Source organism: Lysinibacillus composti (genome assembly GCF_016908465.1).
Lineage (GTDB): Bacteria > Bacillota > Bacilli > Bacillales_A > Planococcaceae > Ureibacillus > Ureibacillus composti_A.
Genome location: NZ_JAFBDY010000019.1, coordinates 1 through 24,129, shown reverse-complemented (window position 1 = coordinate 24,129; position 24,129 = coordinate 1). Strand labels below are relative to the sequence as shown.

The 24,129-nt window shown below is 36.5% G+C and carries 23 protein-coding genes and 1 pseudogene; 7 read left to right on the top strand and 17 right to left on the bottom strand.

Going from position 1 to position 24,129, the window contains the following annotated elements:
• Positions 1–121 precede the first annotated feature (121 nt).
• Together JOD29_RS15820 and JOD29_RS15815 are read left to right on the top strand one after the other, a co-directional pair.
• The gene (locus tag JOD29_RS15820) at positions 122–1,339 is read left to right on the top strand and encodes an ATP-grasp domain-containing protein (protein WP_124766430.1); all 1,218 of its coding nucleotides are present in this window, start codon (positions 122–124) and stop codon (positions 1,337–1,339) included.
• A 29-nt stretch (positions 1,340–1,368) separates the two neighbouring features.
• A complete protein-coding gene (locus tag JOD29_RS15815) occupies positions 1,369–1,725 on the top strand; it encodes a hypothetical protein (protein ID WP_124766429.1) in 357 nt (118 codons plus the stop codon).
• Positions 1,726–1,849: 124 nt separating this feature from the next.
• On the opposite strand, the gene JOD29_RS15810 is transcribed toward JOD29_RS15815, so the two are convergent.
• The 5 genes from JOD29_RS15810 to JOD29_RS15790 all read right to left on the bottom strand — a co-directional run bounded on the left by JOD29_RS15810 (position 1,850) and on the right by JOD29_RS15790 (position 6,430).
• Complete coding sequence (locus tag JOD29_RS15810; protein ID WP_124766428.1) at positions 1,850–3,094, bottom strand: ABC transporter permease; 1,245 nt, start codon at positions 3,092–3,094, stop codon at positions 1,850–1,852.
• Positions 3,087–3,986, bottom strand: coding sequence for an ABC transporter ATP-binding protein (locus JOD29_RS15805; protein WP_124766427.1), 900 nt, complete (start codon positions 3,984–3,986; stop codon positions 3,087–3,089). The genes JOD29_RS15810 and JOD29_RS15805 overlap by 8 nt, the downstream gene beginning before the upstream one ends.
• Positions 3,987–4,105: 119 nt before the next feature.
• Complete coding sequence (locus JOD29_RS15800) at positions 4,106–4,942, bottom strand: N-acetylmuramoyl-L-alanine amidase (protein ID WP_158610591.1); 837 nt, start codon at positions 4,940–4,942, stop codon at positions 4,106–4,108.
• A 269-nt stretch (positions 4,943–5,211) separates the two neighbouring features.
• Entirely contained in the window at positions 5,212–5,403 is a 192-nt protein-coding gene (locus JOD29_RS15795) for a DUF6954 family protein (RefSeq protein ID WP_124766425.1), read from the bottom strand.
• 94 nt (positions 5,404–5,497) lie between these two features.
• Positions 5,498–6,430: an alpha/beta hydrolase gene (locus JOD29_RS15790; protein WP_239585760.1), complete on the bottom strand. Its 933-nt coding sequence runs from the start codon at positions 6,428–6,430 to the stop codon at positions 5,498–5,500.
• 286 nt (positions 6,431–6,716) lie between these two features.
• Here JOD29_RS15790 and JOD29_RS15785 point away from each other — a divergent pair, with 286 nt between their 5' ends.
• Both JOD29_RS15785 and JOD29_RS15780 read left to right on the top strand, forming a co-directional pair.
• Positions 6,717–7,283: a CotD family spore coat protein gene (locus JOD29_RS15785; RefSeq protein ID WP_124766424.1), complete on the top strand. Its 567-nt coding sequence runs from the start codon at positions 6,717–6,719 to the stop codon at positions 7,281–7,283.
• 694 nt (positions 7,284–7,977) lie between these two features.
• Positions 7,978–8,301 carry a CotD family spore coat protein gene (locus tag JOD29_RS15780; RefSeq protein ID WP_124766423.1) on the top strand — a complete coding sequence of 108 codons (324 nt, stop codon included), beginning with the start codon at positions 7,978–7,980 and terminating at the stop codon, positions 8,299–8,301.
• Positions 8,302–8,410: 109 nt separating this feature from the next.
• Here the strand turns inward: JOD29_RS15780 and JOD29_RS15775 are convergent, their stop codons facing one another.
• The 3 genes from JOD29_RS15775 to JOD29_RS15765 all read right to left on the bottom strand — a co-directional run bounded on the left by JOD29_RS15775 (position 8,411) and on the right by JOD29_RS15765 (position 11,273).
• Positions 8,411–9,562 carry a toxic anion resistance protein gene (locus tag JOD29_RS15775; protein ID WP_124766422.1) on the bottom strand — a complete coding sequence of 384 codons (1,152 nt, stop codon included), beginning with the start codon at positions 9,560–9,562 and terminating at the stop codon, positions 8,411–8,413.
• Between the two features lie 655 nt (positions 9,563–10,217).
• On the bottom strand, positions 10,218–11,000 hold the full coding sequence (locus JOD29_RS15770) for an SDR family NAD(P)-dependent oxidoreductase (RefSeq protein ID WP_124766421.1): 783 nt from the start codon (positions 10,998–11,000) through the stop codon (positions 10,218–10,220).
• Between the two features lie 147 nt (positions 11,001–11,147).
• Positions 11,148–11,273, bottom strand: coding sequence for a YjcZ family sporulation protein (locus JOD29_RS15765; protein WP_192894253.1), 126 nt, complete (start codon positions 11,271–11,273; stop codon positions 11,148–11,150).
• Between the two features lie 434 nt (positions 11,274–11,707).
• Here JOD29_RS15765 and JOD29_RS15760 point away from each other — a divergent pair, with 434 nt between their 5' ends.
• Entirely contained in the window at positions 11,708–12,118 is a 411-nt protein-coding gene (locus JOD29_RS15760) for a hypothetical protein (RefSeq protein WP_124766419.1), read from the top strand.
• Positions 12,119–12,361: 243 nt separating this feature from the next.
• Here JOD29_RS15760 and JOD29_RS15755 read toward each other — a convergent pair whose 3' ends face one another.
• Both JOD29_RS15755 and JOD29_RS15750 read right to left on the bottom strand, forming a co-directional pair.
• A complete protein-coding gene (locus tag JOD29_RS15755; RefSeq protein ID WP_124766418.1) occupies positions 12,362–13,123 on the bottom strand; it encodes an NRDE family protein in 762 nt (253 codons plus the stop codon).
• Positions 13,124–13,127: 4 nt separating this feature from the next.
• Complete coding sequence (locus tag JOD29_RS15750) at positions 13,128–13,298, bottom strand: hypothetical protein (RefSeq protein ID WP_192894252.1); 171 nt, start codon at positions 13,296–13,298, stop codon at positions 13,128–13,130.
• 427 nt (positions 13,299–13,725) lie between these two features.
• On the opposite strand from JOD29_RS15750, the gene serC reads away from it, so the two are divergent.
• Entirely contained in the window at positions 13,726–14,817 is a 1,092-nt protein-coding gene (gene serC, locus JOD29_RS15745; RefSeq protein ID WP_239585759.1) for a 3-phosphoserine/phosphohydroxythreonine transaminase, read from the top strand.
• Positions 14,818–16,645: 1,828 nt separating this feature from the next.
• Here serC and JOD29_RS15740 read toward each other — a convergent pair.
• From JOD29_RS15740 to JOD29_RS15715, 6 genes are all read right to left on the bottom strand, one after another.
• Positions 16,646–17,017 carry a VOC family protein gene (locus JOD29_RS15740; RefSeq protein WP_124766417.1) on the bottom strand — a complete coding sequence of 124 codons (372 nt, stop codon included), beginning with the start codon at positions 17,015–17,017 and terminating at the stop codon, positions 16,646–16,648.
• 264 nt (positions 17,018–17,281) lie between these two features.
• A complete protein-coding gene (locus tag JOD29_RS15735) occupies positions 17,282–18,268 on the bottom strand; it encodes a quinone oxidoreductase family protein (RefSeq protein WP_124766416.1) in 987 nt (328 codons plus the stop codon).
• 34 nt (positions 18,269–18,302) lie between these two features.
• Positions 18,303–19,589 carry an SLC13 family permease gene (locus tag JOD29_RS15730; RefSeq protein WP_124766415.1) on the bottom strand — a complete coding sequence of 429 codons (1,287 nt, stop codon included), beginning with the start codon at positions 19,587–19,589 and terminating at the stop codon, positions 18,303–18,305.
• 348 nt (positions 19,590–19,937) lie between these two features.
• On the bottom strand, positions 19,938–20,693 hold the full coding sequence (locus JOD29_RS15725) for a maleate cis-trans isomerase family protein (RefSeq protein WP_124766414.1): 756 nt from the start codon (positions 20,691–20,693) through the stop codon (positions 19,938–19,940).
• Between the two features lie 81 nt (positions 20,694–20,774).
• Entirely contained in the window at positions 20,775–21,272 is a 498-nt protein-coding gene (locus JOD29_RS15720) for a LeuD/DmdB family oxidoreductase small subunit (protein ID WP_124766413.1), read from the bottom strand.
• Positions 21,272–22,549, bottom strand: a complete 1,278-nt coding sequence (locus tag JOD29_RS15715; protein ID WP_124766412.1) for a 3-isopropylmalate dehydratase large subunit — start codon at positions 22,547–22,549, stop codon at positions 21,272–21,274. Before JOD29_RS15715 ends, JOD29_RS15720 begins: the two co-directional genes overlap by 1 nt.
• A 431-nt stretch (positions 22,550–22,980) precedes the next feature.
• Here JOD29_RS15715 and JOD29_RS15710 point away from each other — a divergent pair, with 431 nt between their 5' ends.
• Complete coding sequence (locus JOD29_RS15710) at positions 22,981–23,628, top strand: GntR family transcriptional regulator (protein WP_158610590.1); 648 nt, start codon at positions 22,981–22,983, stop codon at positions 23,626–23,628.
• A gap of 405 nt (positions 23,629–24,033) precedes the next feature.
• On the opposite strand, the pseudogene JOD29_RS15705 reads toward JOD29_RS15710, so the two are convergent.
• A pseudogene (locus JOD29_RS15705) lies at positions 24,034–24,129 on the bottom strand (IS3 family transposase); the annotation flags it as partial.

The window sequence follows — 24,129 nt, the reverse complement described above, 5'->3', positions numbered from 1 at the left end:
AAAATCCAAAATCTGCAGTCATATATCATTTAGTTAATTCTCCCCTACCTTTAGTTTCATACTTTAAATATTACTTCGGAAAACCCCTATCAAGATTTTTTAGTAGTGGAGTGTCGCCAAAGTGAAATCCATTATTTTTTTTGAAACATACAAATCTGGATCCTCAAGAGAAGGAATTATAGCTGCAAAAAGCCTTGGATTTAAAGTGCACTTACTAACTTCCAATAAAAGAATTTTAGACGAAAAGGACGAATTTATTGAAATAGACGAATTTCATTTTGTGGATTTTGACGAACTAGATCACATTCGGGAAACGATTGCACAAATTCAGCAAAATGAACACGTAGTCTGTTTAATCAGTTTTATTGATTCCTATGTTTACCTCGCAGCAAGCTTTTCAAATGAATTATGTGGAACCAATCTTTCAGTCGATGCATTTAAAGTAATGGAAGATAAATTGCTAACACGAAACCAACTACAAAATCAACCCTTTTCTCCATTTTTTGATATTTTACCTTATGAAGCTTCCTTAAGGCATTTTTTTAAGAATGTAAAAAATAATTTTCCTCTCATATTGAAATTGCCAAAATCGTGTGGGTCTAAGCATGTTTATTTGATTAAAAATCGAGCTCAACTTAGAAATCGAATCCATTTTTTAAGAACTCGTTTTGATGATGACTTATTAATAGAAGAGTATCTAAGTGGTCCACAAGTCATTGTGGAGGCAATTGTTCATCAAGGAAACATTCAAATAGCCACAATCGTGGAACAAGAAATAACTAAAACTGAAAAATTTATTGTAACGGGATATAGCATTTCTCCTAATGCATTAGAAAATACGTATAAAGATTCCCTTATTCAGACGGCTAATGATATCATCCAAACATTTGGTTTAGAGAATGGGAACTGTCATTTGGAGATGCGATATGTCCAAAATAGTTGGAAATTAATTGAAGCAAATCCCCGTATTTCAGGTGGGGTGATGAACGATTTAATTCAAGAGGCATATGGATTTAACTATGCAGAACAAATTCTAAATGTGTATCTTGGTAACGCACCAACGCTTCATAGGACAAAAGAAGAAACGGTATATGCGCATTATCTAACTGTTGATCAATATGGAGAATTAATGAAAGTCGATGGTAAACAGACTGCTCTGGAGCAGCAAGGGGTTTTAAAGGTGTTTATCAAACCAAAAAAGGGAAAAATCTTATCACCTCCTTTATCAATGGGAGATCGATATGGATATGTATTAGCAAAGGGCAAAACAAAAGACGAAGCGAAAAAGAATGCAATAGATGCAGCTTCACAGATAGAATTTCACATTACCCCCTTATAATGCAACAAGTTGAAGGGACGTAACTTAAAATGGAAATAAATGAACATTTATTTGAAAAACGCCCATTAGAAGAAATCAATAAATGTTATTCTATTCCTTTTATGTTAATGACAAATTCTACAAAACCATTTATAGCGCTAGGCAGAACAAAAGAAGGGTACTATTTTAGTACTCCCTATTTCATGTTAAAAAATATCGTGCTAGATGAATCCTTTATTGAAATAATCCTTCTAATACCTGTGGGAATGGATGGATGTGTTGTAGATTATCCTGAAAGTTTTTATTCGCTTCAAACAACTAAAAACTCTATTTTTGTTTCGACTAAACCTTTTAGTGAAATCCAAACATGTTCAAGTGAATTTGTTAACCGTGAATTAATAGATTAGGGATATGAGGATGGTTACTCGTCCCACTTTTGTGGAGTTGGTGTTAAGGTGAGACACCGACTTTTTGTCAATATTAAAGGGGCGACCGAACCGATTCGGCGCCCCCTTCCATTTCATTCAATAATTACGTAGTAAATTTTAAGACCGATTTAATTTTTTGAATAACGCCACCTGAGCTATACGTTAAAACGCTTCGTTTATAGAAGGATAGGCTCAGCGTATAGAAGGCAATCACCGTTACAATGAGTAAAATAAGTGAGATGATCGGCTCTATTGTATTAAGATCAGTTGCTGCAATTCGCATTGGCATAACCATTCCTGAAGTTAAAGGAATATATGAGAAGATTTTTATTAACAACGTATCTGGATTTGCCATCCCTGAAATCATGACGTAAAATCCAACAAGTGTAATCATAATAGCAGGCATCATCACTTGACCGGCTTCCTCAACTTTAGAAACAAGTGACCCGAATAGTGCACCGATAATTAAGAACAAGAAAATCGTTAAGAATAAAAACACAATCACGTAGAACACATAAGAATAGGATAGATCTTGGACCAGAGATGTGACCATATCCCATTTTGTGCCGCCATCCGTAAAGCGAAGGAGAGCAAAAATCACTCCGAATAAAATCGCAAATTGAGTTAAAGCGAGTAAGAATACCCCGAATAGTTTTGATTGGAAATGGGTGCTCGGTTTCACACTAACGAGTAACATTTCTAATGCTCGAGACCCTTTTTCCGATGCTACATCCGTCGTAATCATTGATAGGAAGGCAGAGATAAAGAAGTAAATGACAATACCTACAAGATAGGATACCCATATCCCTGATTGTTTTTGATCCTCACTTTTCCCCTCAGTGCCTGCTTCATTTAGACTGATTGATGTGATAATCGGTTCAGAGTTTAAAATTTGCTCTGCTTCCTGTGCTGATAAATTCATCGATTGAATCGCATAAATTTTTCCCGCATATTGGATTAATGACGAGATTTCCGATTGATCATTAAGTTCAAGCGGTGAAAAAGTTGCAATTTCTGCTTTTAAATTTTTATTTTCATCAGAAAAGACAATAACAGCATCTAACGTTCCATCTTTAACTTGTTCATACATGTTTGTTTTAACATCTTTTGTATGGTAGGAGAATTCAATCTCTTCATTGGATACAAAGATTTGTCCTAAATTAACATCTGTTTCTTTTATTAAAGCAATTTGCAGTGCCTCATCTTCTCCTTTAAATAGGGAAGAAATCTCAGTCCAGAACATCACTACAGAGATGATCGCTATGTATAAAAGTGTCATCAAAATAAATGACTTAGAACGAATCTTTTGTTTATATAATTGACTAACTAAAATCCCAAGTTTATTCATTGTCGCCACCTACCTGATCTTTAAATATTTCATCTAAAGATAAATAATCGAGACTGAATTTTTCAATAAATTGTCCTTTTGCTACGACATCAAAAATGCCTTTTGCGAAAGATTCATCGATTAATGTTAGGACGTATTCATCGCGTTCCTGTTTGACTTCCTTTACGCCTACCATTTTTACAAGCTCTTCTTTTTGCATGTCAGTACGGATCGTTAATTTCGTTTTTCCATATTGCTTTTTCAAATCTAATAAGCTACCTGAAAATAAGGAAACACCCCGTTTTAATAGGCATAAATGATCACAAAGTTCCTCCACATTATCCATTTGGTGACTTGAGAAAAGAATGGTCATCCCTTGTTCTTTTAATAAGAGAATGGCATCCTTCAGTAAATCTCGATTTACCGGGTCAAGTCCGCTAAAGGGTTCATCTAATATTAAAAACTTTGGTTTATGAATAAAACTCGCAATGAGCTGCACTTTTTGTTGATTCCCTTTTGATAATGTTTCGGCTTTATCATGTCGTTTTTCATCTAATTCAAAGCGATGAATCCAGAAATCGACTTCTTTTTTTATTTCTTCTTGCTTCATTCCTCGAAGTTTTCCGAAAAAGTATAGCTGCTCTTCTACTTTCATTTGAGGGAAAATCCCGCGCTCCTCTGGTAAATAGCCAAGCCAATCACGATTAATAGAATTGATTGGAGAACCATCCCATGTAATCTTTCCACTCGTGGGTTCTTGTAAATTTAAGATCATACGAAAAGTAGTAGTTTTCCCAGCACCATTTTGCCCTATTAGGCCGAAAATTTCCCCTTGATCGATAGTAAAATTAAGGTCTTTCACCGCGGTGAAGTCTTTGTACCGCTTGACAACATGTTCTATTGCTAACGTCATGACGCAACTCCTTTCAACGTACTCTTTTTACTATTTATATAGCTACTACTTGTTATACGGATAAAGGGGCGAAAAGTTTCTACATTCACGAAAGAATTGAGTGGGATAAGGGAAAATCCCTATGTCCCACTCAATTCTTTCTCCACAATTAAAGCGCAAAGGCCGAGTAAATCGCTTGTAGTTAGTGTGCCAGCCTTTAATTTGTCTAACCAGCTGGCCATGAAGACTTTTTCATCCACACCTTTTTGGAGGATGTCTTGGAGTAATTTTTCATTTTGTAGGATTGCCTCCAGACGACTAACTAAAGATGGACTCGTAAATCCGCCTACCACTCCCCCTGACTTATGAATTTGTGGTAATGAATAATTTCCCCCGTCTGATACATTTTGTTGTGGAGATTTTGCAGGTTTTGGTTCGTAATTCGGTTTAACAAAACGAATCAACTCGTCGGCAATGGCTCGGCATATTTTCTCAAATTGAGTATGATACAAGTTGACATCGACAGTTGAATTGACAAAACATACTTCAATCAAAATAGCGGGTTCTTCTGTATTGTTTAAGAAGAATAATTCAGTTCGCTTCTTTCTTCCACGGTTTTTTAACCCACTTGCTACAGAGATTGCTTTGCTAACTTTACTTGCAAAGTCTTTTAAGTTTTCATTGACATACAACACTTCTGTCCCTAACCCTTTAGTAGTCCTTTCGCCAGATGAATTAAAATGGATACTGACATCTAGCTTTCTTTGAGTACGATTGTGCGCAGATACTAAATAATTTAAGTTCTGTGATTGACTCGTCGATTGTGTGTCGACTACTTTGTTCACCGCAATTTTTTCATTTTTCAAAAGCTCAACGACACGATCCACTACTTTTCGAGTTTCCGTACCTTCATCAATTAAATCTCGAGCGGCGGTTCCTGGCCCGTAATGCCCGGGACTAATGGTTATTTGACTCATCCTTTTGGCCTCCATTTCTTATTTTGAAACTATAACTCTATTTTTCCAGAGCGAACTATTTATATAGTATGTTTCGCTAAACACTTGAGTCGGGCTATTAAAATGGTTTTGTTATCTTTGTAGTTTTATATGATTAACTCTCTTTAAATCATCGAACCTCTCCTAACGTTAACACCCCTCGCTCCAATCGTTATATATGGATTTATGAAGAAATAAGAGACATATTTTTTGAAAAATAAAAACCTAAAAGACATGTGCAATCTTTTAGGTTATTTTTTCTTATTCACTTTTTTCCTCCATAACAATAGGAAGAATGTAATAACGATATAGATGATGACAACAACCACAAAGGTAATGAATCGTTCCTGTGATGAACCATCTGCCATTAACACAGGGCCTAATCCAAAAAATGTGACCATGATATATAATATGATAAAAATAAAGTACACGAGCCATTTCATTTAGAACACTCCCTTATCACCATCTTCTCACTTTTATTGGAACATCATACGCGTACATAATAAAAAAAGGTACACAACTTGTGCACCTACTTTGTTAATGATTCATTTTTCGAAACTCATGAAATTGATCAATTGTTTTTTCGATATACTCACTGAATACTTCATTTTTCGTAAAGAAGCTATGAATGAGCCCTTTTGCTGTTTCTAACTGAACCGTTACGTTTGAATAAGATAAACGCTTTGCATAAGCAATGCCTTCATCACGTAATACATCATTTTCTGCGACTTTTATGAAGGCAGGTGGTAGATTATTTAAATGTTCAGCTCTTAATGGTGCTACATAGGGATTTTGTTTTTCAGTTTCTTGTTGCAAGTAATAATGGCCAAACCATTCCATATCCTTCTTTTCCAGGCCAAATCCTTCAGCAAATTCGTTATATGAAGGTGTATTATACGTTAAATCCGTTACGGGATATAGCAAAAATTGGGAAGCAATTGTAGGGCCATTTAAATCTCGACTCATCATTGATACAACAGTCGCTAAGTTAGCACCTGCACTATCACCCGCTACTGTGATTTGATTCTCAACACCGTTTAATTCTCCAACATTTTTCACTGTCCAAAGAAAAGCATCATACGCATCATATACTGGCGTTGGAAATGGAAATTCGGGTGCTAATCGATAATCAACCGAAACGACGATAGAATTCGTTTTAGCTGCTAACAATTGACAAGACTCGTGGCACGTTTCAATGCTATTTAAAACCCATCCTCCACCGTGGTAATAAATGATAATTGGAAACGGTCCTTTTCCTTTTGGGGAGTAGATTCGAATTTTGATAGACGCTCCATCACGAACTTCAATCAGTTGATCTTCTATATTTTTTACTTGTGTTTTATTGTTTAGCGGTTTTGGTTGCCCTGCACGTAGTTCTCGTACTTCTACCGGTGTCATCGTATGGAGTGATGGCTGTTTATTAACTACATCCAAATATTGTTTTGTTTCATTTAAAAGGTTTGCCATCATTAGTGCACCATCCTTATTTGTATTCCATTAAAACCTATTCGTTTAGTATGAATTAATTGTAAAGGAATTCATTCAGTTTTTCAACGATAAATATTTTGAATTCACACAAAGTTAATTTTTACGAGTTAAATGTTTTATTAATGATAATATTCAAACGAAGATCCTCCCTACTTGGCGATTTATTCTTTTTTATTATTTCTCAAATAGGTATACAACTAGGAGCACCATTTAAATGCTCATATATTATTATTGTTAGCTTATTACCAAGCGAAAGGAGGAATTTTGAATGTTTAATAGAAGAAAACATCATCATCATTGCAATAACCCAATCTGTTGTCCACCAAAAGTATTCCCTACTCAAGTGGCACCAGCACAAGTATCACCGACTCAAGAAGTTGTTCGTACTAATATTTTCCCTACAGTTGTACCAAATGTTCATCCTACTCATATCACAAATGTAAATCGCCATGTTCGACGCAACGAGCACTTCTTCCCTGTTACACAATCAACTGTAAATGAATTCCAACAGGAAAGTAGCCGATTTAATGGACCTAATATGGTAGGTGGTGCACAATCTCCATACGGCGGAGCACCAGGTATGGTTGGCGGCGCTCAATCTCCAAACCGTGGAATACCAGGTATGGTTGGCGGCGCTCAATCTCCATACGGCGGAGCACCAGGTATGGTAGGTGGCGCTCAATCTCCATACGGCGAAGCACCAGGTATGGTTGGCGGCGTACAATCTCCATACGGCGGAGCACCGGGTATGGTAGGTGGCGCTCAATCTCCTTGCTGTGGCGCACCATATGGTCAACATATGAGACACTGCCATAAAGGAAGAAGACACTGGTAAAATAATCAAAAAGATTACCTATGATCATGTTGACATAGGTAATCTTTTTTCTTTTCGAGAAGATTTATATTTGTTTTCATATGCGAAATGATGCTTAATTCTCTATTTAAAAAGAGGCCCGGACAAAAGTACAGATTTTAAGGATAGCGTCTATTATCTTTAATAAGATATTGATAATTTTTAGATTGAGAGCAATAAGTGTTAGCCATTCTCCGAAAAAACGCGGCCTACCACTGTAAGCCGCGCCAGTTTCCGGAAAGTTTAGAAGGACAAATTTTATGTGAGCGGACCTTACACAAAGCACAAAGACAAGTCGTAAAGACACGTACAACGTGGCTTTGCGGCTTGTGTGCTTAGTCCGCTCTCACCGGATAGTTAATTGGATTTATTATTAGAATTAACAGCAAGTTTTTTGATTTGTCCCAGCCTCCATTTTCATTCCACTAATTTCAATTAATTTGGTTCCGAGGACTACAAGACTAGAAGAGATAATGAGACGGATTCTTGACCCATGCACTTACTCCCTTTAGTCATTTCACTTAAGAAATTTAACCTATGAAGTTAGTCTATTATTTTACAAATACACTCTATTTTTCCTTTTTGTATGGAAAATTAGGTATCTAACTATTCACTCTATTTAGCAGAACATATAGTAATAATGCAAGGTCATTCTAATAGAAGGAGGTGCACAACTATGTTTAACAGAAATATCGGTCATTCTAATCGTTGTAAGTGCCCAATTTGTTGTCCTCCTAATGTACATCCTACTCAAATCGCACCAGCACATGTATCACCAACTCAACACGTCGTTCGCACTAACATATTTCATACAGTAGTACCACATATCCATCCAACGCATATCACAACTATTAACCGTCATGTACGACATAATGAACATTACTTCCCGGTTACACAATCAACTGTAAACGAATTTACAGAAACAAATAGAAATTGCGGGACTCCTGAAAACCCAAATCCAAACTGCCATCCAATTCGAAGAAGAGGTTTTGGTTTCTAATTAGAAGCTTTGCAAAATGAAAAAATAGATTACCTGACTTTTGCCGGGTAATCTATTTTTCTTTTTCCTATTCGGATTTTTTCTCTACTTAAAAAGATGGGGGTGCATGTTAAACCCGTTTTAATTTCTCATATTCCAGCTGCAATTGTTCAATACGTTTACGACCTTCTTCGCGGTTTGCAATCGTTTCAGCTTGGATTTGTTTTGTTTCTTCAATTCCTGCCATAATCGTTTGCCAAGTCGTTTCAATGGTTTCGATTTTAATGCTTGGGTTCCCAGCTGTTCGTGCTATATCCACACTATTTTTACGGATATTTTCTGCATTACGGACGAGCATTTCGTTTGTTCGTTTATCTAATTCATTCATTGAATCTGCTACGAGTTTTTGACGTTGGATTGTCACTGCATGAACTAATCCTTGCTTAAAAATAGGAATGGTTGTGACAAAGGCAGAGTTAATTTTACCAATTAAGTGATTGTTCCCTTGTTGAATCATTCGAATTTGAGGTGCGGATTGGAATGATACTTGTTGCGCCATTTCTAAATCGTAGCGACGTTGCTCTAGCAACTCCATAACCGTACGTAACGATTCGAGTTCCATAATCGCTTCTTGGTCCCCTTCATTGGCTCTTGCCTCAACCTGAGGTATTTGGCTGTGTAATTGGTCTAGCTTTACCTCAATTGCCGCAACATGCTCACTTAAACTTTGGAAGTATTCCAAGTTTTGATCGTACATTTGCTCAAGTTCCATCGTGTTCTTTTTCATTTCAAACTCATACTTTTGTATTTCGTTATATATGTTATCTACTTCCTTATTCATCGTGTCATATTTGGAAAGTAGACGTTCAAGTTTTTCTTTACCTTTTCCGAAAATTTTCGATAGAATCCCTTTCTTCTCTTCTTTAAAATCTTGTGGATCAAAACGGTCCATAATTTTATTCAAGTTATTGATGAGTGCACTTGATTTTTCAAGTTTACTTGATTTAATTGTGGCCAGCATTTTATCAGAGAAGGTGGAAATTCCTTTTGCTGTCTCTTTCCCAAATTCGAGTACTGCAATTTGATTTTTTGGATCAATTTTTTTGGCAAGCTCCTGTACTTGTGGTTCTTCTTTTAAGGCAAGTTGTCGTTTTCGAATTTGAGACATTTCTTCTGTTGAAACCAATTGTTTTGGCTCAGGTTGCGCGACTAAATCACTCGTTGTTTGTTCTTTGTTTCGTGTTTCTAAATCGTCGAATAATGGGTTTTTCATTTCTGACATGGAAATCCTCCGTTCAATTGTGAAAATCTATGTAACAGGATGACCTGTGTTGTTTATAAGTACATTGGTATGATCTTAATTTACATACGAAATAGGGTGTGAAAAAGTTTCACTTGATTTTCATTTAACTATAAGTTGGTAGTGGATTCAAATATGAGAAGCGAAAAATGAAAAAGAGGTAGGGACAAATCCAAAAAACATCAGTTTCTCAAAAAGAGAAAACTGATGTTTTTTTTCTGTTAATTCTAATAATGAGTCTTATAAAGTATCTGGTGAGAGCGGACTAAGAGGCCAACACGACGTTGGTCATGGGAGCGAGACATGCGGACGTGGCGCTTTCGCTCCCCACACAAGCCGCAAAGCCACGTGGTACGTGTCTTTACGACTTGTCTCTGAGGCCGCGCGCGTGCTTGGTCATGGGGGCAAGACATGCGGACGTGGCGTTTTTGCCCCCGGCTTTGTGCAAGGTCCGCTCACATAAAATTTGTCATTCTAAACTTTCCGGAAACTGGCGCGGCTTACAGTGGTAGGCCGCGTTTTTTCGGAGAATGGCTAACACTTATTGCTCTCAAACTATAAAATATCAATATCTTACTAAAAAAAATAGTGGCTTTCCTTAAAAATTCTACTTATGTCCAGGCCTCTTTAATACTAATTAAAGGGCATTTCCTGAACCACCATCAATATTGACGCTAGTGCCTGATACGTAGGACGCAGCATCTGATACTAAAAATGTAATTACATTGGCTGCTTCTTCTGTATTTCCGATGCGTCCAAGTGGGATGGTTTTCCCAACTTCTGCTGAGTACTCTTCCCAAGTCGCTCCTGGCATTTCTCTTTGACTTTTCGCTTCGAGTTGGTGACTACGAATTAGTCCGATACACACTGTATTTACACGAATATTGTATTTTCCTAAATCTTTACTCATCGCTTTTGTTAAGGCTAGTCCAGCTGAACGACTCACAGTTGTTGGTAAACTTGAAGCTGGGGGCGTTTTAGCTAGCACTGCTGTGACATTTAAAATGGCCCCACCCTTTTGTTCTTTTAAATAGGGTAAAGCATATTTCGAACAGTGGATCGCGCTAAATAATTTTAAATTTAGATCGGAGTGCCAAAGTTCTGTTTCGACATCTTCAAATGAATTTGCAGAAGACGTTCCGACATTATTAATGACAATATTTAATTGTCCAAAATGTTCAACGGTTTTCTCAATGACTTTTTTACACTCTTCTTCTGTTGAAACATCGGCAGAAATGGTGAATATTTTCTCGCCAGTTTGCTGTTGGATAAATTCTTGTGCTTCTTTTAATGTTTCTTCATCTCGTGCTGCAATTGCTACTTTTGCGCCTTCTTTTACTAATTGTAAAGCAGAGTAAAGGCCAATTCCTTTACTAGCACCGGTGATGACTGCTACTTTGTCCTTCAAACCTAAATCCATGTCAAAAATCCCCTTTTCTTCAATACTATTTTTATTATAAGAGAAAAGGGTGAATTGTGGAATGATTTAGACTTACCAAAAAACGGATTCTAGAGCCTAAACTCTAGAATCCATTTAAACGTTATATGCTGTTTAAGTTAGTATAAATTAGTAGTAGCCTTTATTGCTGAAATGTGTACCAACGATAATTAATAGGATGAAAAGGACTACTAATAATGCGAATCCGTTACATCCGTAACCGCCTGCTCCACCAACGTTAGAGTATCCCATAATTCTAACCCCCTTCATTCAAGATATATTATAGTTTATGGCGTTTCCTTCCTGTGGTAATGGACAGGTGTGGAGATTTCGGAAAAAAATTTCCACTGACTAGCTTCTAAAGCCTACAGCCATTACTACACTAGTAAATGCAAAAGGTGGCAACAAAATAGTGACATTCGTTTAGATAACAACAATTTTTTATTTTCTTATCTGGAAATCCGTTTTACCTTATTTATTTCATTATTTATTCCACCATTTTCTCGAACTATTTACACCATCTTTTCGACAAAACCACAACTGCGAACTAGGCTAAAGTATCTAATAATAATCATTCGATGACAAACATCTACGAACACTGTCGAACGTTTTTTCGTATGAAATAAAGGGAATCTTCTGTAAATAGAAGAATAGTAGAAATACCAAAACTAGCAAGGAGATGATCCCGAGTGAATAAATCCATATTAATTGGAACTTCGATTACATTATTATTGGTATTAGCTATTACAAAATCTTTGTATGTTGATTGGTTTGAACTTGCAACCATTATCGTAGCCATTACGATTTTTTCTTTGTACTATCAGTTAATAAGCGGCCAAAATCAAAATTGGAAGCAATACGGCATAACCGCTATGATGGGCTTCGTTTTTTGTTATATTCTTTGCAGTATCGATTTAATGGTGGATCATTATCTTTATTACTTACCAAATGGGTCTGAAGATGGTATATCGCTCACACTAGGGTTTAAATTCATTGAATACAGTGATGACTTACTTGTAGCGAGTGTGATTAGTTTACTAGGGGTATTTAGTTTGACGTATGTTTTAACAAAATCAAAAGACTATACGGAAATGGCATAAGTTGCTTACTTGAGAGGCAATTTTTGAGACGGGGTTTACGCTCGGGGATGACGTACCCAGAATAAAGAGGATTTTGGATGCTTGTGGGGGATTTTTAGTTCGCATGGGTGATTTTCCTCTTCATCCTAATGTGTCCAAGGCTTTTTTATGCGCCGAGTTAACCCCAGGAGCCAAACTATTTAATAGTTTTTAAATTGGCGAAAAGGACTGTTCTGAAACTCATTCAGAAGCAGTCCTTTCTTGTTACACCTGAAATGAAAATTGTTTTTCTGAGTCAAACTCCCCTTCAATATATGTACGTTCTACAAAGGTCACGTTATTTTGTTGATCGATTAAAACAACTGTCGATGATCGTGTCCCATAGTCAGGAATTTGAATAAATAATGAAGATAGATTACGTTCCATTTCAATCCCAACGCCTGTAGATGGCAATTCAGCATCTGGTGCTTGTTCGCGGTCTAATAAAAACGAAAATAATTCTTCAATTTGAACTTCCTCAGGATGTGTATCGATATACTTTTGTAATCTTGTTCTTCCCTTTGTTACTTTAGGCCAAGGGGAATTAAGTGAGGCATTGCTTACACTATGTGCGCCTGGTGTGATGATATTTGTTTCATCTAAAACATTATTGTAATGGATGAGTTCTTCACCATTTCCAACGATCAGATTATATCCACCGTAAAGCTCTCTTTTTTGTCTGAGTTCACTAATGTAAGAGGCGGCTGTTTGATCAATTGTTAAAAAATTTCGCACAAGATCCCCTCGCGAAAATGGTCTAGGTGGTTCACTTGGGTCACGGTAATTCGTTAAAGCCGCAAAACGTCCATTTTTTGAAATGCCCAGCCATGTCCCCTTCTGTAATAAATCCCTTCCGGCTAATAGGTTCGGCTCGTCTTCCCAAAAATGCGCTGCTTGCGTCGGGCGTCCATATTCTTCATCTCGATTAGCGACTACAATTAGCTTATATTTCGAATGTTGTTGAAAATTAAAATTAACTAAACACATGAAACTATTCCCCTTTTTTATCCCAGTCAGCTTTTTTGCTTATATGATCTAGCTTTTCTGCAATTTCTCTTAATATTTTATTTCGTTCTCTTTGCGATGATACGATATTCACCATAAACCACAAAAGGATCAGGGCGGGTACAACATAAAATAATAATGATATTAAATATGTCATGACCGTTCACCTCTTTCTAAATTATTACTTAGTCTATTCCTAATTACTATTTCAATAGAAAATGTAAAATTCCTTTTTCTATAGGATTCAGATTTCGAGATTTTATCAATTATGTGAAACCACTTATTTTTTAGATAAAAACACGAACGATGAATCAATCCCTTTTTAATTTCATTCTCAATATTCGTATTTCCTATCGATGACCTGGTCTAATATGACAATTTGTTCGTCTTTATCTATTAAATGTGGGATACTATAATCTCAATTTCCCCTTTCTTTTCTCATATACGCGAAAAGAAAGCGTTTTTATTCAAATTAATTGCAAAATTCATTATATTATTGAAAAATTGAACCAATTCTATCTAAAAAAGTATATAATCAAATAGAGTAATTCGATATTTTTCGACTAGTACAAGGAGTGATTAATTTGACAAATCAACGTGCATACAATTTTAACGCAGGCCCATCTGCACTACCACTTGAGGTTCTTGAAAAAGCACAACAAGAAATCGTAAACTTCCAAGGTGCTGGCATGTCCATCATGGAAATGAGTCACCGTAGTGCAAATTACGAAGAAGTACATAATAGTGCAATCGCTCGTTTACGTAAGCTTTTTTCTATTCCAGAAAACTATGAAGTATTATTCTTACAAGGTGGCGCAAGTTTACAATTTACAATGGTGCCAATGAACTTCTTATCTGAAGGACAAAAAGCAAGTTATGTTTTAACTGGCTCTTGGTCTGAAAAAGCATTAAAAGAAGCAAAACTATTTGGTACTCCAGTGGAAGCTGCTAGTACAAAAGAAAATAAATATCGCAACATCCCGGCTTTAAGTGAAATCGGGTTCAATGCAGATGATGCTTATGTTCATGTTACTTCTAATAACACAATTTACGGTACACAATGGAAAGAATTCCCTGAAACTGGCGATGTTCCTTTAGTGGCAGATATGTCTAGTGACATTCTTTCTCGCCCTGTTGATGTGAGTAAATTCGGCATCATTTATGCAGGTGCTCAAAAAAACTTAGGTCCATCAGGTGTGACGGTTGTCATCATCCGTAAAGACTTACTTGAAAAAGCTAATACAAATATTCCGACAATGTTAAAATACACAACACACGCCGATTCAAACTCTTTATACAACACACCTCCAACATTTGGTATTTACATGTTAGGCGAGGTGTTACGTTGGGTTGAAGAAAAAGGTGGCCTAGAAGCAATCGAAAAACAAAATGTAGAAAAAGCAAAAGTCATATATGATGTGATCGACAACAGCAATGGCTTCTTTACAGGACATGCAACGGAAGATAGCCGTTCTTTAATGAACATCACATTCCGTGTAGCTGACGAAGAATTAGAAAAACAATTCTTAGCTGAAGCAAAAGCAGCTGGATTTGTTGGATTAAACGGTCACCGTTCAGTTGGTGGTTGCCGTGCATCAACTTACAATGCAGTACCATTCGAAGCTTGCCAAGCACTAGCAAACTTCATGTTAGATTTCCAAAGAAAGCATCAATAAGAAAATGGACCGACTCTTTAAGTCGGTCCATTTTTTTGCGACGAGCAGCTACCGCAGCGCAGGAGCAATAATCTAAAGTAGTTTATATTTCTTAAGGTAATCTCCCTTTGAATAGTAGTAGTAGTCGGGTTATTTTTTATTGCGACGAGCAACATTGCGGCGCAGGAGCAATAATCTAAAGTAGTTTATATTTCTTAAGGTAATCTCCCTTTGAATAGAAGTAGTTATCGGGTTATTTTTTATTGCGACGAGCAGCTACCGCGGCGCAGGAGCAATAATCAATAGTACTGCAATAATTCTGTAGAAAAAACTTCTTTTATAGAGGAAGTCGGTCCTTTTTTTGCGACGAGCAACATTGCGGCGCAGGAGCAATAATTAATAGTACTGCAAAAATTCTTTAGAAAAAACCTTCTTTTATAGAGGAAGTCGGTCCTTTTTTTGCGACGAGCAGCAATGGCAGCGCAGGAGCAATAATCTAAAGTAGAGTCCATTTTTCAGAGAACACATTTTGAAGATAGTGTCGCGCGTTTTTTTGCGAAGAGCAAAGGTTATTTCAACGCAGGAGCAAAAATATAAGTCCATAATTTTCCAAATAGGATCCTTCTAAAAAAGGGATAACAATCGGGTTATTTTTATTGGGAAGAATAGCCACTGCAGTGCCGGCAATAGATAGCGGAATCTGCCTTATTTAAAGAAGTAACCGAAATTATTTCTCTTATTTAGGTTCTAAGGCTTCCCCTTTATTCAATAACGGAAGATAATTCCCTTAATTGTCAAAAAAACCTTATTATTTGAAAAATAACGGAAACTTTTTCCCTTATCTCATCAAAATGTCCAAATTTTTCCTGATTTGGCGCAATTAACGGAATTTTATTCTCTTATTTCAGCTTCAAAAGCCGCCACTTTATTCAATAACGGAACAAAATTCCCTTATGTTTCTAAAAAACTGTATTATATGAAAATTAACGGAAACTTTTTTCCTTATCTCATCAAAATGTTCAAATTTTTCCTGATTTAGAGCATATAAAGGAATTTTATTCTCTTATTTCAGCTTCAAAAGCCACCACTTTATTCAATAACGGAACAAAATTCCCTTATGTTTCTAAAAAACTGTATTATATGAAAATTAACAGAAACTTTTTCCCTTATCTCATCAAAATGTTCAAATTTTTCCTGATTTAGAGCATATAACGGAATTTTATTCTCTTATTTCAGTTTCAAAAGCCACCACCTTAATCATTAACGGAACAAAATTCCCTTAATTGTCAAAAAAACCATATTATTTGAAAAATAACGGAAACTTTTTCCCTTATCTCATCAAAATCTTCAAATCTCCCTCTGGATTAGAGCACTTAACGGAATTTTATTCTCTTATTTCAGTTTCAAAAGCCACCACCTTAATCATTAACGGAACAAAATTCCCTTAATTGTCAAAAAAACCATATTATTTGAAAAATAACGGAAACTTTTTCCCTTATCTCATCAAAATCTTCAAATCTCCCTCTGGATTAGAGCACTTAACGGAATTTTATTCTCTTATTTCAACTTCTAAAGCCTTCACTTTATCCATTAACGGAAGAAAATTCCCTTATGTTTTTAAAAAACCATATTATATAGAAAATAACGGGAACTTTTTTCTTTATCTCATCAATATCTTTTAAAATAATAGTTTACATAATATAATTATAAACTCACTAAAAATCTCCTTAAGCAAATAGCCTTCTCCAATAAATCAGCCAATCCCTTTACCTCGAACAACAAAAAAAGAAGAAGAGCTAAAGTCCCCTTCCTCCAACAATACTATTCTTTACCTCAGTTATCACCTATGTTAACGATGTTGATCGAATAAAATTGGGTTGCCATCTGGATCTTTAATGATAAAGCTTGCAGGTCCCTCTGTCGTTTCATCTACTTCCGAAATAAAATTGATTCCATTTTCCTTTAGTTGTTTTTGTAAGTCACGTATGTCGGTGAAAGAGTCAAGATTTTCGGCATTTTGATTCCAGCCTGGATTAAATGTTAGCAAGTTTTTTTCAAACATTCCTTGGAATAGCCCAATGACTGTATCGCCATTTTTTAAAATTAACCAATTTTGCTCGATGTTCCCACCTAATTCTGTAAATCCAAGCTTTTCATAAAATGCTTTTGATGCATGAATGTCTTTCACCGTTAAACTAACTGAGAATGCGCCTAGTTTCATAAAATCCTCCGATTATCATTTATTTGGTTCGTCTCCATTATAAAAGATTAACTTGCGATGCTCAAATTTTACCATTTATAGTTTACATAATAAAATTACGTCATACGAAAAATTTTTCCTAAATATTATACTTTTTTAAGAGGATTTAAAGTTGAATCGATAAAAAATGACTCCGGTGTATTACCGAAGCCATCTACTTGCCACTAAAATCTACGGCTCTTGTATTAAACTATTCACGCAGTGCTAGTGGTTTTTACACAAATTTTATGGGTTCACATTTAGCAACACTTTACCCGTACTTTGTCTTGATTCAATGAGTTCATGTGCTTTAGCTGCTTCTTCCAAAGAATACCGCGCACCGATTTTCATTTGAAGACGACCATCTGCTAAATATGGAAGTACTTTATCGGCCGTGTCTTGTAATAGGTGAGGACGACGATTACGGGTTGTCCCTAAACTAAAACCTAAAATAGAACGGCAGCTAGAATGCAAGTCGGTACTTTTCACAATGCCAGGTACATCACCATTAGCTATTCCGAAATTTACTAATCTACCATAGTAAGCTAAGCAATCTAAGCTTTTTTCAGTCACCCATCCGGAGATCGAATCCAAAATCACATCCGCACCGTTTCCGTCAGTTAATTCATTAACTTTTTCAGCAAAGTCTTCAGTTTCATAGCAAATCACATGGTCTGCACCAGCATCGACAGCAGCAGAAATTTTTGATTTATTCCCAACTGTTCCGATTACTTGGCCTGCTCCTAAGATTTTTGCTAACTGAATAGCGGTAGTACCAATTCCACCGGCTGCTGCATGAATTAGAACGGTTTCACCCTCCTGAACTCTTGCAACATCTGCTAGAAGCTTATAGGAAGTAAAAGCTACAGTCGGACAAGCCGCTGCAATATCAAAATCTAGTTGATCAGGAAGGACAAAAGTTAACTCTTCTTCTGCGACAACATACTCGGCATAGGAGCCATTTTTAGGGAATGCAATTACTCTGTCCCCCACTTTTACTTTTTGAACTTCCGAGCCAACTGCTTCAACAATTCCCGCTGCATCTAATCCAGGGATAAATGGTGGTTGACCCGTTCCATGATATTGGCCAAATCTTGCTTTGATATCAGCAAAATTGACCGATGTCGAGACAACTTTAATTAGTACTTGTTTTGATCCAATTGATGGTTGTTCCATTTCAATTAACTTTAACACTTCAGGACCGCCAAAATCAGAAATTACAACCGCTTTCATTTATACATTCCCCCAAGTTCAATTTTAAATATAGTTACAGCATCACTGTGAAAATAAGCCATGCAAGACCTGGTCCAAATGCGATGAATAATGCTGCGATTAATAATAGCTTTTTAAAGAATGAACGCTCTTCCACACCTTGAACGTTTGCCATGATTAACGCACCGTTTGTAGAGAATGGACTAATATCAACCACACTTGCTGCAATGGCTAATGTAGAAAGTACGCCAAGTGAAGACATCGTTGGATCTTGTAAAATTGGTGCAGCTAATGGAATAACTGCTGTTAAGAAACCAGTTGTGGAAGCAAAGGCAGAGATAATTCCACCCACATAAGCAGCAATTAATGTAGCGAAAGTCGGACTACCAACACTTGCGATTTGATCTGTCATGAAATCCATCGTTCCTACTTTGTCCATCACACCAATATACGTCATAATCCCACAGATCATTAACATAACACCCCAAGGCATCTGTTTAATGACTTGTGATTGATCTTTCGGACGGATTAATGATAGTGCTAGTCCAATCATTAGAGCGCCGAAGCCCATATCCATTCCGTATGCTAAAGCTAATGTAATCAGAAGGCCAATACCTAAAAGTGTAACAATTTTATACCAAGTCGGATTTTCATCTTTACTATTAGCAGCCCCTGTAACTCCGCTTTCAACTGTAGCAGCTGCTTCTAATCCACCGATCACACCTTTAGTATGAAGTTTAATTAATTTAATTCCACCGAATGCAATAAAGACGACTACTGAGATTAATACGTAAAAAATGAAACAGTAAACTAACAGCATGATTGGGGAATAGGATATGTTTTGTGTGTCCATAACACCCTTTACAACCAATCCAAAGATATTAAGTGGTGAGAATGAACCCGCATACATTCCGGTAGAAATCAAAGTCCCCATCAAAATTGGGTTAATTTTATGTTTAAATGCCAAACGCATCGCAATTGGGAATAAAATTGGTGCAATGGCAACCGTTGAAGCTCCAACAGCTGATAATAAAGCCGCTAATGAAAATAGTACCCAAGGAAGAAGCCCTACATTTCCTTTCACTAGCTTTAAACCGGCAGATATAATCATATCAAGTGTTCCATTATTTAATGCAATGGCAAATAAATAGGTAACCCCCGCTAACAAGATAAACATTTGAACTGGGAATGCTGCAAACACGTCAGCCACTTCTAATCCACTAACATAGGTACCTACTATAAAGGCAGCTACCATTCCTAAAACGCCCATATTTACTGAAATAACTGACCCAACTATAAACATTGCTAAAAGCACGATAAGTGTGATGATTTCTAAACTCATATATTTCGCCTCCTTATTGATTCTGTTTGTGTGAATGATTCTCCGTGAAACTAAATGGAAAGCTTAATCTCAATTATGAATATTCCGACATTTCATTTTATAAATTTGTTATTTGTACTGTTAACAGTAATAGCTCTCAATCTAGCTATATACCAATTGATAAAGAAACCGTTAAACTTACTTGTTATGTACTCATAAATTGGAACTCTTTTTACAAACCTGATATTCTCTAAAGTTTATAAAGAATCGAACATGGTACAATTCGAGCAAGAAACATCGAGAGACTAGTGCTAGCTTTCTCTAGATCCCTAAATCTATTAGTCTCTCTCCTTTTTATAATTGTTTCGATTAAAATTTCCCTGATAACAAATGACCTGCTTCAGGAACTTCAGTTGAAAGGTTTAGTTCCTTTAAGATTTTATAAACTGTTGCGACTCCAGCTGATAAAACAGGTACCCCTAATCTGTCTTGAACCCTTTGAATAGCTGGCAGTGATGGCATTTGTACACAAGCGGATAAAACAACGGCATCTGCACCTTGAATATTAAGTCGATCTGCAATGCCAATTAAATTTTCAGGATCCAAACGACCAACTTCTAGATTATCAGCTACTTCTAAACTAATAGAGTCAATCACTTCAATTCCTGCCCCGTTTAAATATTCGATCACCGTTTGTGTAAGCGGCTTCATATAAGGCGTGATAATGGATACTTTTTTGGCACCGATTGCTTCTAACCCTTCGATTAATGCACCTGCACTACTTACAACTGGAGATTTCCCTCCGTTTTCTTCCGTCACTTTACCTAAACGTTCTTGAGAAATTTCATGATACCCTGGTCCCTGGCACATAATCGCTACAAGACAAGCGTAAGCCAACACGTCACAGCGAGCGTCAGACAATTCGACTGCACAACGGTCACTATCCACATCCATTTTCTTTAATTCTTCCGGATTCACATGCATCATACGCATACGAGCAGAGTGGAATGTAAATGTTTCTTCTGGTTTTGTTTGCATTCTTCTATTAAGCATTGCTGGGATTTCTGTTTCCATTGTTGTATTAGAACTTGGAACAATTAGACCTACACGATAATTTTTACTCATTTCGAGCCCTCCTGGTTTATGAAAGAATTGCTTTTCTTATTTGTTATAGGTTTTACTAGTTTCATTAAACTTATTGAAAATTTAAGATATTCCTAGTTTCTTTGCTAGGTACGGTTCCAAACCACCGACTTTTACCATTTCGATTAAATGCTCAGGCAGTTTTGTTCCTTCGTATTCTTCACCCTTTGTATGGTTAATGATTTTTCCTTCCAATAGGTTGATTTCGATTTCATCGCCCTCTTCAATGACGGATGTATCGATCATTTCGACTACTGGAAGACCAACATTAATCGAATTACGATAAAAAATACGCGCGAAGGAGTTTGCAACAATAGCCCCTATTTTGTGGTATTTTAATACCATTTGTGCTGTTTCCCTACTTGAGCCAGAACCGAAGTTATTTCCAGCAACAATCACATCACCCGGTTGAACTTTTTTTGCAAATTCCGCATCAATTGCTTCCATTGCATGCTCAGCTTGCTTTTCAACTGGATAGCTCATATATTGTCCGGGAGAAATAATGTCCGTATTGATGTTATCTCCGTACTTCCATACTCGTCCTCTAATTACGAATGACATTAAAGCATGACCTCCTTCGACAAATACTTTCGTGGGTCCGCTATTTTTCCTTCGATCGCTGTTGCTGCAACAGTTGCTGGTGACCCTAGATACACTTCACCGTCTGAACTTCCCATTCGTCCTCTAAAATTTCGATTGGATGAAGACATGACGACTTCTCCTGCTCCTATAACACCACTTGTGAACCCGCCACATGCACCACAGGATGGCATATTAACGATACAGCCTGCCTCAGTTAACGTGGTTAAAATTCCTTCTTTATTGGCCTGCATCCAAACATGTTGTGAGGCTGGTACAACTAAACAGCGGACATGTTTGGCGATTTTTCTTCCTTTTAATATTTCTGCGGCTATTCGCAAATCACCAATTCGACCATTTGTACATGAACCTAAATACACTTGATCGACCGCTTTTCCTTCTACATCGCTAACTGGATGTACATTATCTACCTCGTGTGGGCAAGCAACTTGAGGCTCTAATTCAGAAGCATCAAAATGTAACACATGGGAATAAACCGCATCTTCATCACTTGCAAACAATTCGATTTCATCTTGTACACCTTTAGAGCGTAAGTATTCAACCACTGTTTCATCCGGTTCGATTAAACCAGTCTTCGCACCCGCTTCGACTGCCATGTTCGATAATACTAATCTTTCATCCATTGACAATTCTTTAATCGCACTGCCAGAGAATTCAATTGTTTGATAGGTTGCGCCGGCATGTCCAAGTTCCTTAATTGTTTTTAACACAATATCTTTTGCATATACGCCTTCTTTTAACTTTCCATCCCATACAACTTTGATTGTTTCAGGAACTTTCAACCATGTTTCACCTGTTAATAGAACACCAATCATTTCGGTAGAACCAATCCCAGTTGCAAACGCCCCAAGTGCACCTGCCATACATGTATGTGAATCAGTACCTAGAATTAAGCGTCCAGGACGAACATGACCATGCTCTACAATCACCTGATGACAAGGTCCTTCAAATTCGTAATAGTAAGGAAGGTCGTGATTACGTGCCCAATCTCTTGTGAATTTTAAAATATCCGCTTGTTGAACTGTTGCTGGAGGTGTACAGTGATCGGAAACTACCACCACTTTATCCTTATCAAATAGTTTTCCTCCTAGACGACGAAAACCTCCGTCAACTAACCATGGACCTAATAAATCATGCATTAAGGCAATATCTACATTTACCCAAACGATCTCTCCAGCCTTTACGCTAGACTTCCCCGAAGCCTTAGCTAGAATCTTTTCTGACATTGTCATTCCCATGAATGGTCACCCCCTTGTTAAATGATTTCATTTCTCCAAGTTCCCAATATTCTAGGAAGATAGTTATAAAATACCTTCAAATATTTTCACTCGATTTTTCTCCATTTAACGTATTATGTAAGCGCTTTTTCACAAGTTTTCTATTTTCAGAAAATGGAAAACCTGTTTTTTTATCTTAACTTCTCCATTGTTGACTGTCAACAGTTAACAGTATAAAAAATTTAGAAATTTTGCTTTTTTCTGATAGATATTTAGTTTAATATTAATTTACCAACAGTAAACTTATATTCTTCTATCATTTCGCTAATATAAAGAGACTCCTAAAATGGAGATTTGACACTCAAAGTCCAAGTTAATGCTTCAAAGTTATGAAATCAACCTTATATCATGAATCAACTATGGAACATACGACAATTGAAGGGAGAAATGAAATGAGGGAAATTAAAAAAACAGACGCGCTTCATATTCAGGTATATCAAATCGTCAAAGAAAAAATTTTAAATGGAGAATTTCAACCTAGTGAGCGTCTCGTTGAATCTAAATTGGCAGAACAAATAGGAGTAAGCAGAGGGACAGTTAGAGAAGCTATTCGAATGTTAACGAAAGATGAGCTGATCGAACAAAAAGATAGTTACCTCTTTGTTTATAACCCAAGTCCAGATGACATAATAGATATTTATGAATGCAGAAGAAGCTTAGAGTTACTATCGGTTAGACTAGCTGCACAAAAAATTACAGATGATCAATTAAAAGATCTCGAACAAATTATAAAAGATACTAAAAAAGCCTTAGAAAAAAATAATACGGAAAAACTGACACGCTTAAATCAACAATTCCATGACACCATTACACTTTCTTCACAAAATAAACAGCTTATTCAATTATTTGAAGTAATCAGTACAAAAGTGCTCTATATCCGGAATTGCCTCCTAAAAGGACATACGTATAGTTTCCCTGTCTTAATTAACGATCATGAACAGATTTTAGAGGCCTTAAAAGAGCGAGATCCAATTAAAGCAGAAACACTTATGAATAAACATATTGAGACGAGTTTCAAGGTTGTACATTCTCCCTCTTAACTGCTTTCATTAACATATTTAGAAGTGGTTTGATTTAATGTTAATATTACAGTGGGCTGTTTTAGAAGTTAAAAAGGGTACCACCAACATTATATATTTGTTGGTAGTACCCCGTTTTGGGTTCTTCTATTGGAGTCAAATTTATAAAACTTTAGAAATAGTTTATTGGTGATAGCCGATGCGGATGAAGTTTGATTTGCTAGTAGTCATCGTCATGATATCGATTCCTTTCTAGTTTTGTCGTTCATACCCTCGATGAACGACTTTTCCTCTTGTTTCCGTTCTAGATTTGTCGTTCATTCCCTGATTATAAAAAAATGGGACGAGGAACCTGTCCCTCCGTCCCGAAAAAAAAGCTTCCCGTATAATGTGATCTGACCCAAAAAAGTTAGACATAAAGTTAGGCGCTTCCAAGACCTGAGTTCGGTATTCTACTGGACTTAGGTCTTTTAATTTTGCCTTCATTCGTTTGTGATTATAATAGTAAATGTATTCTTGTAA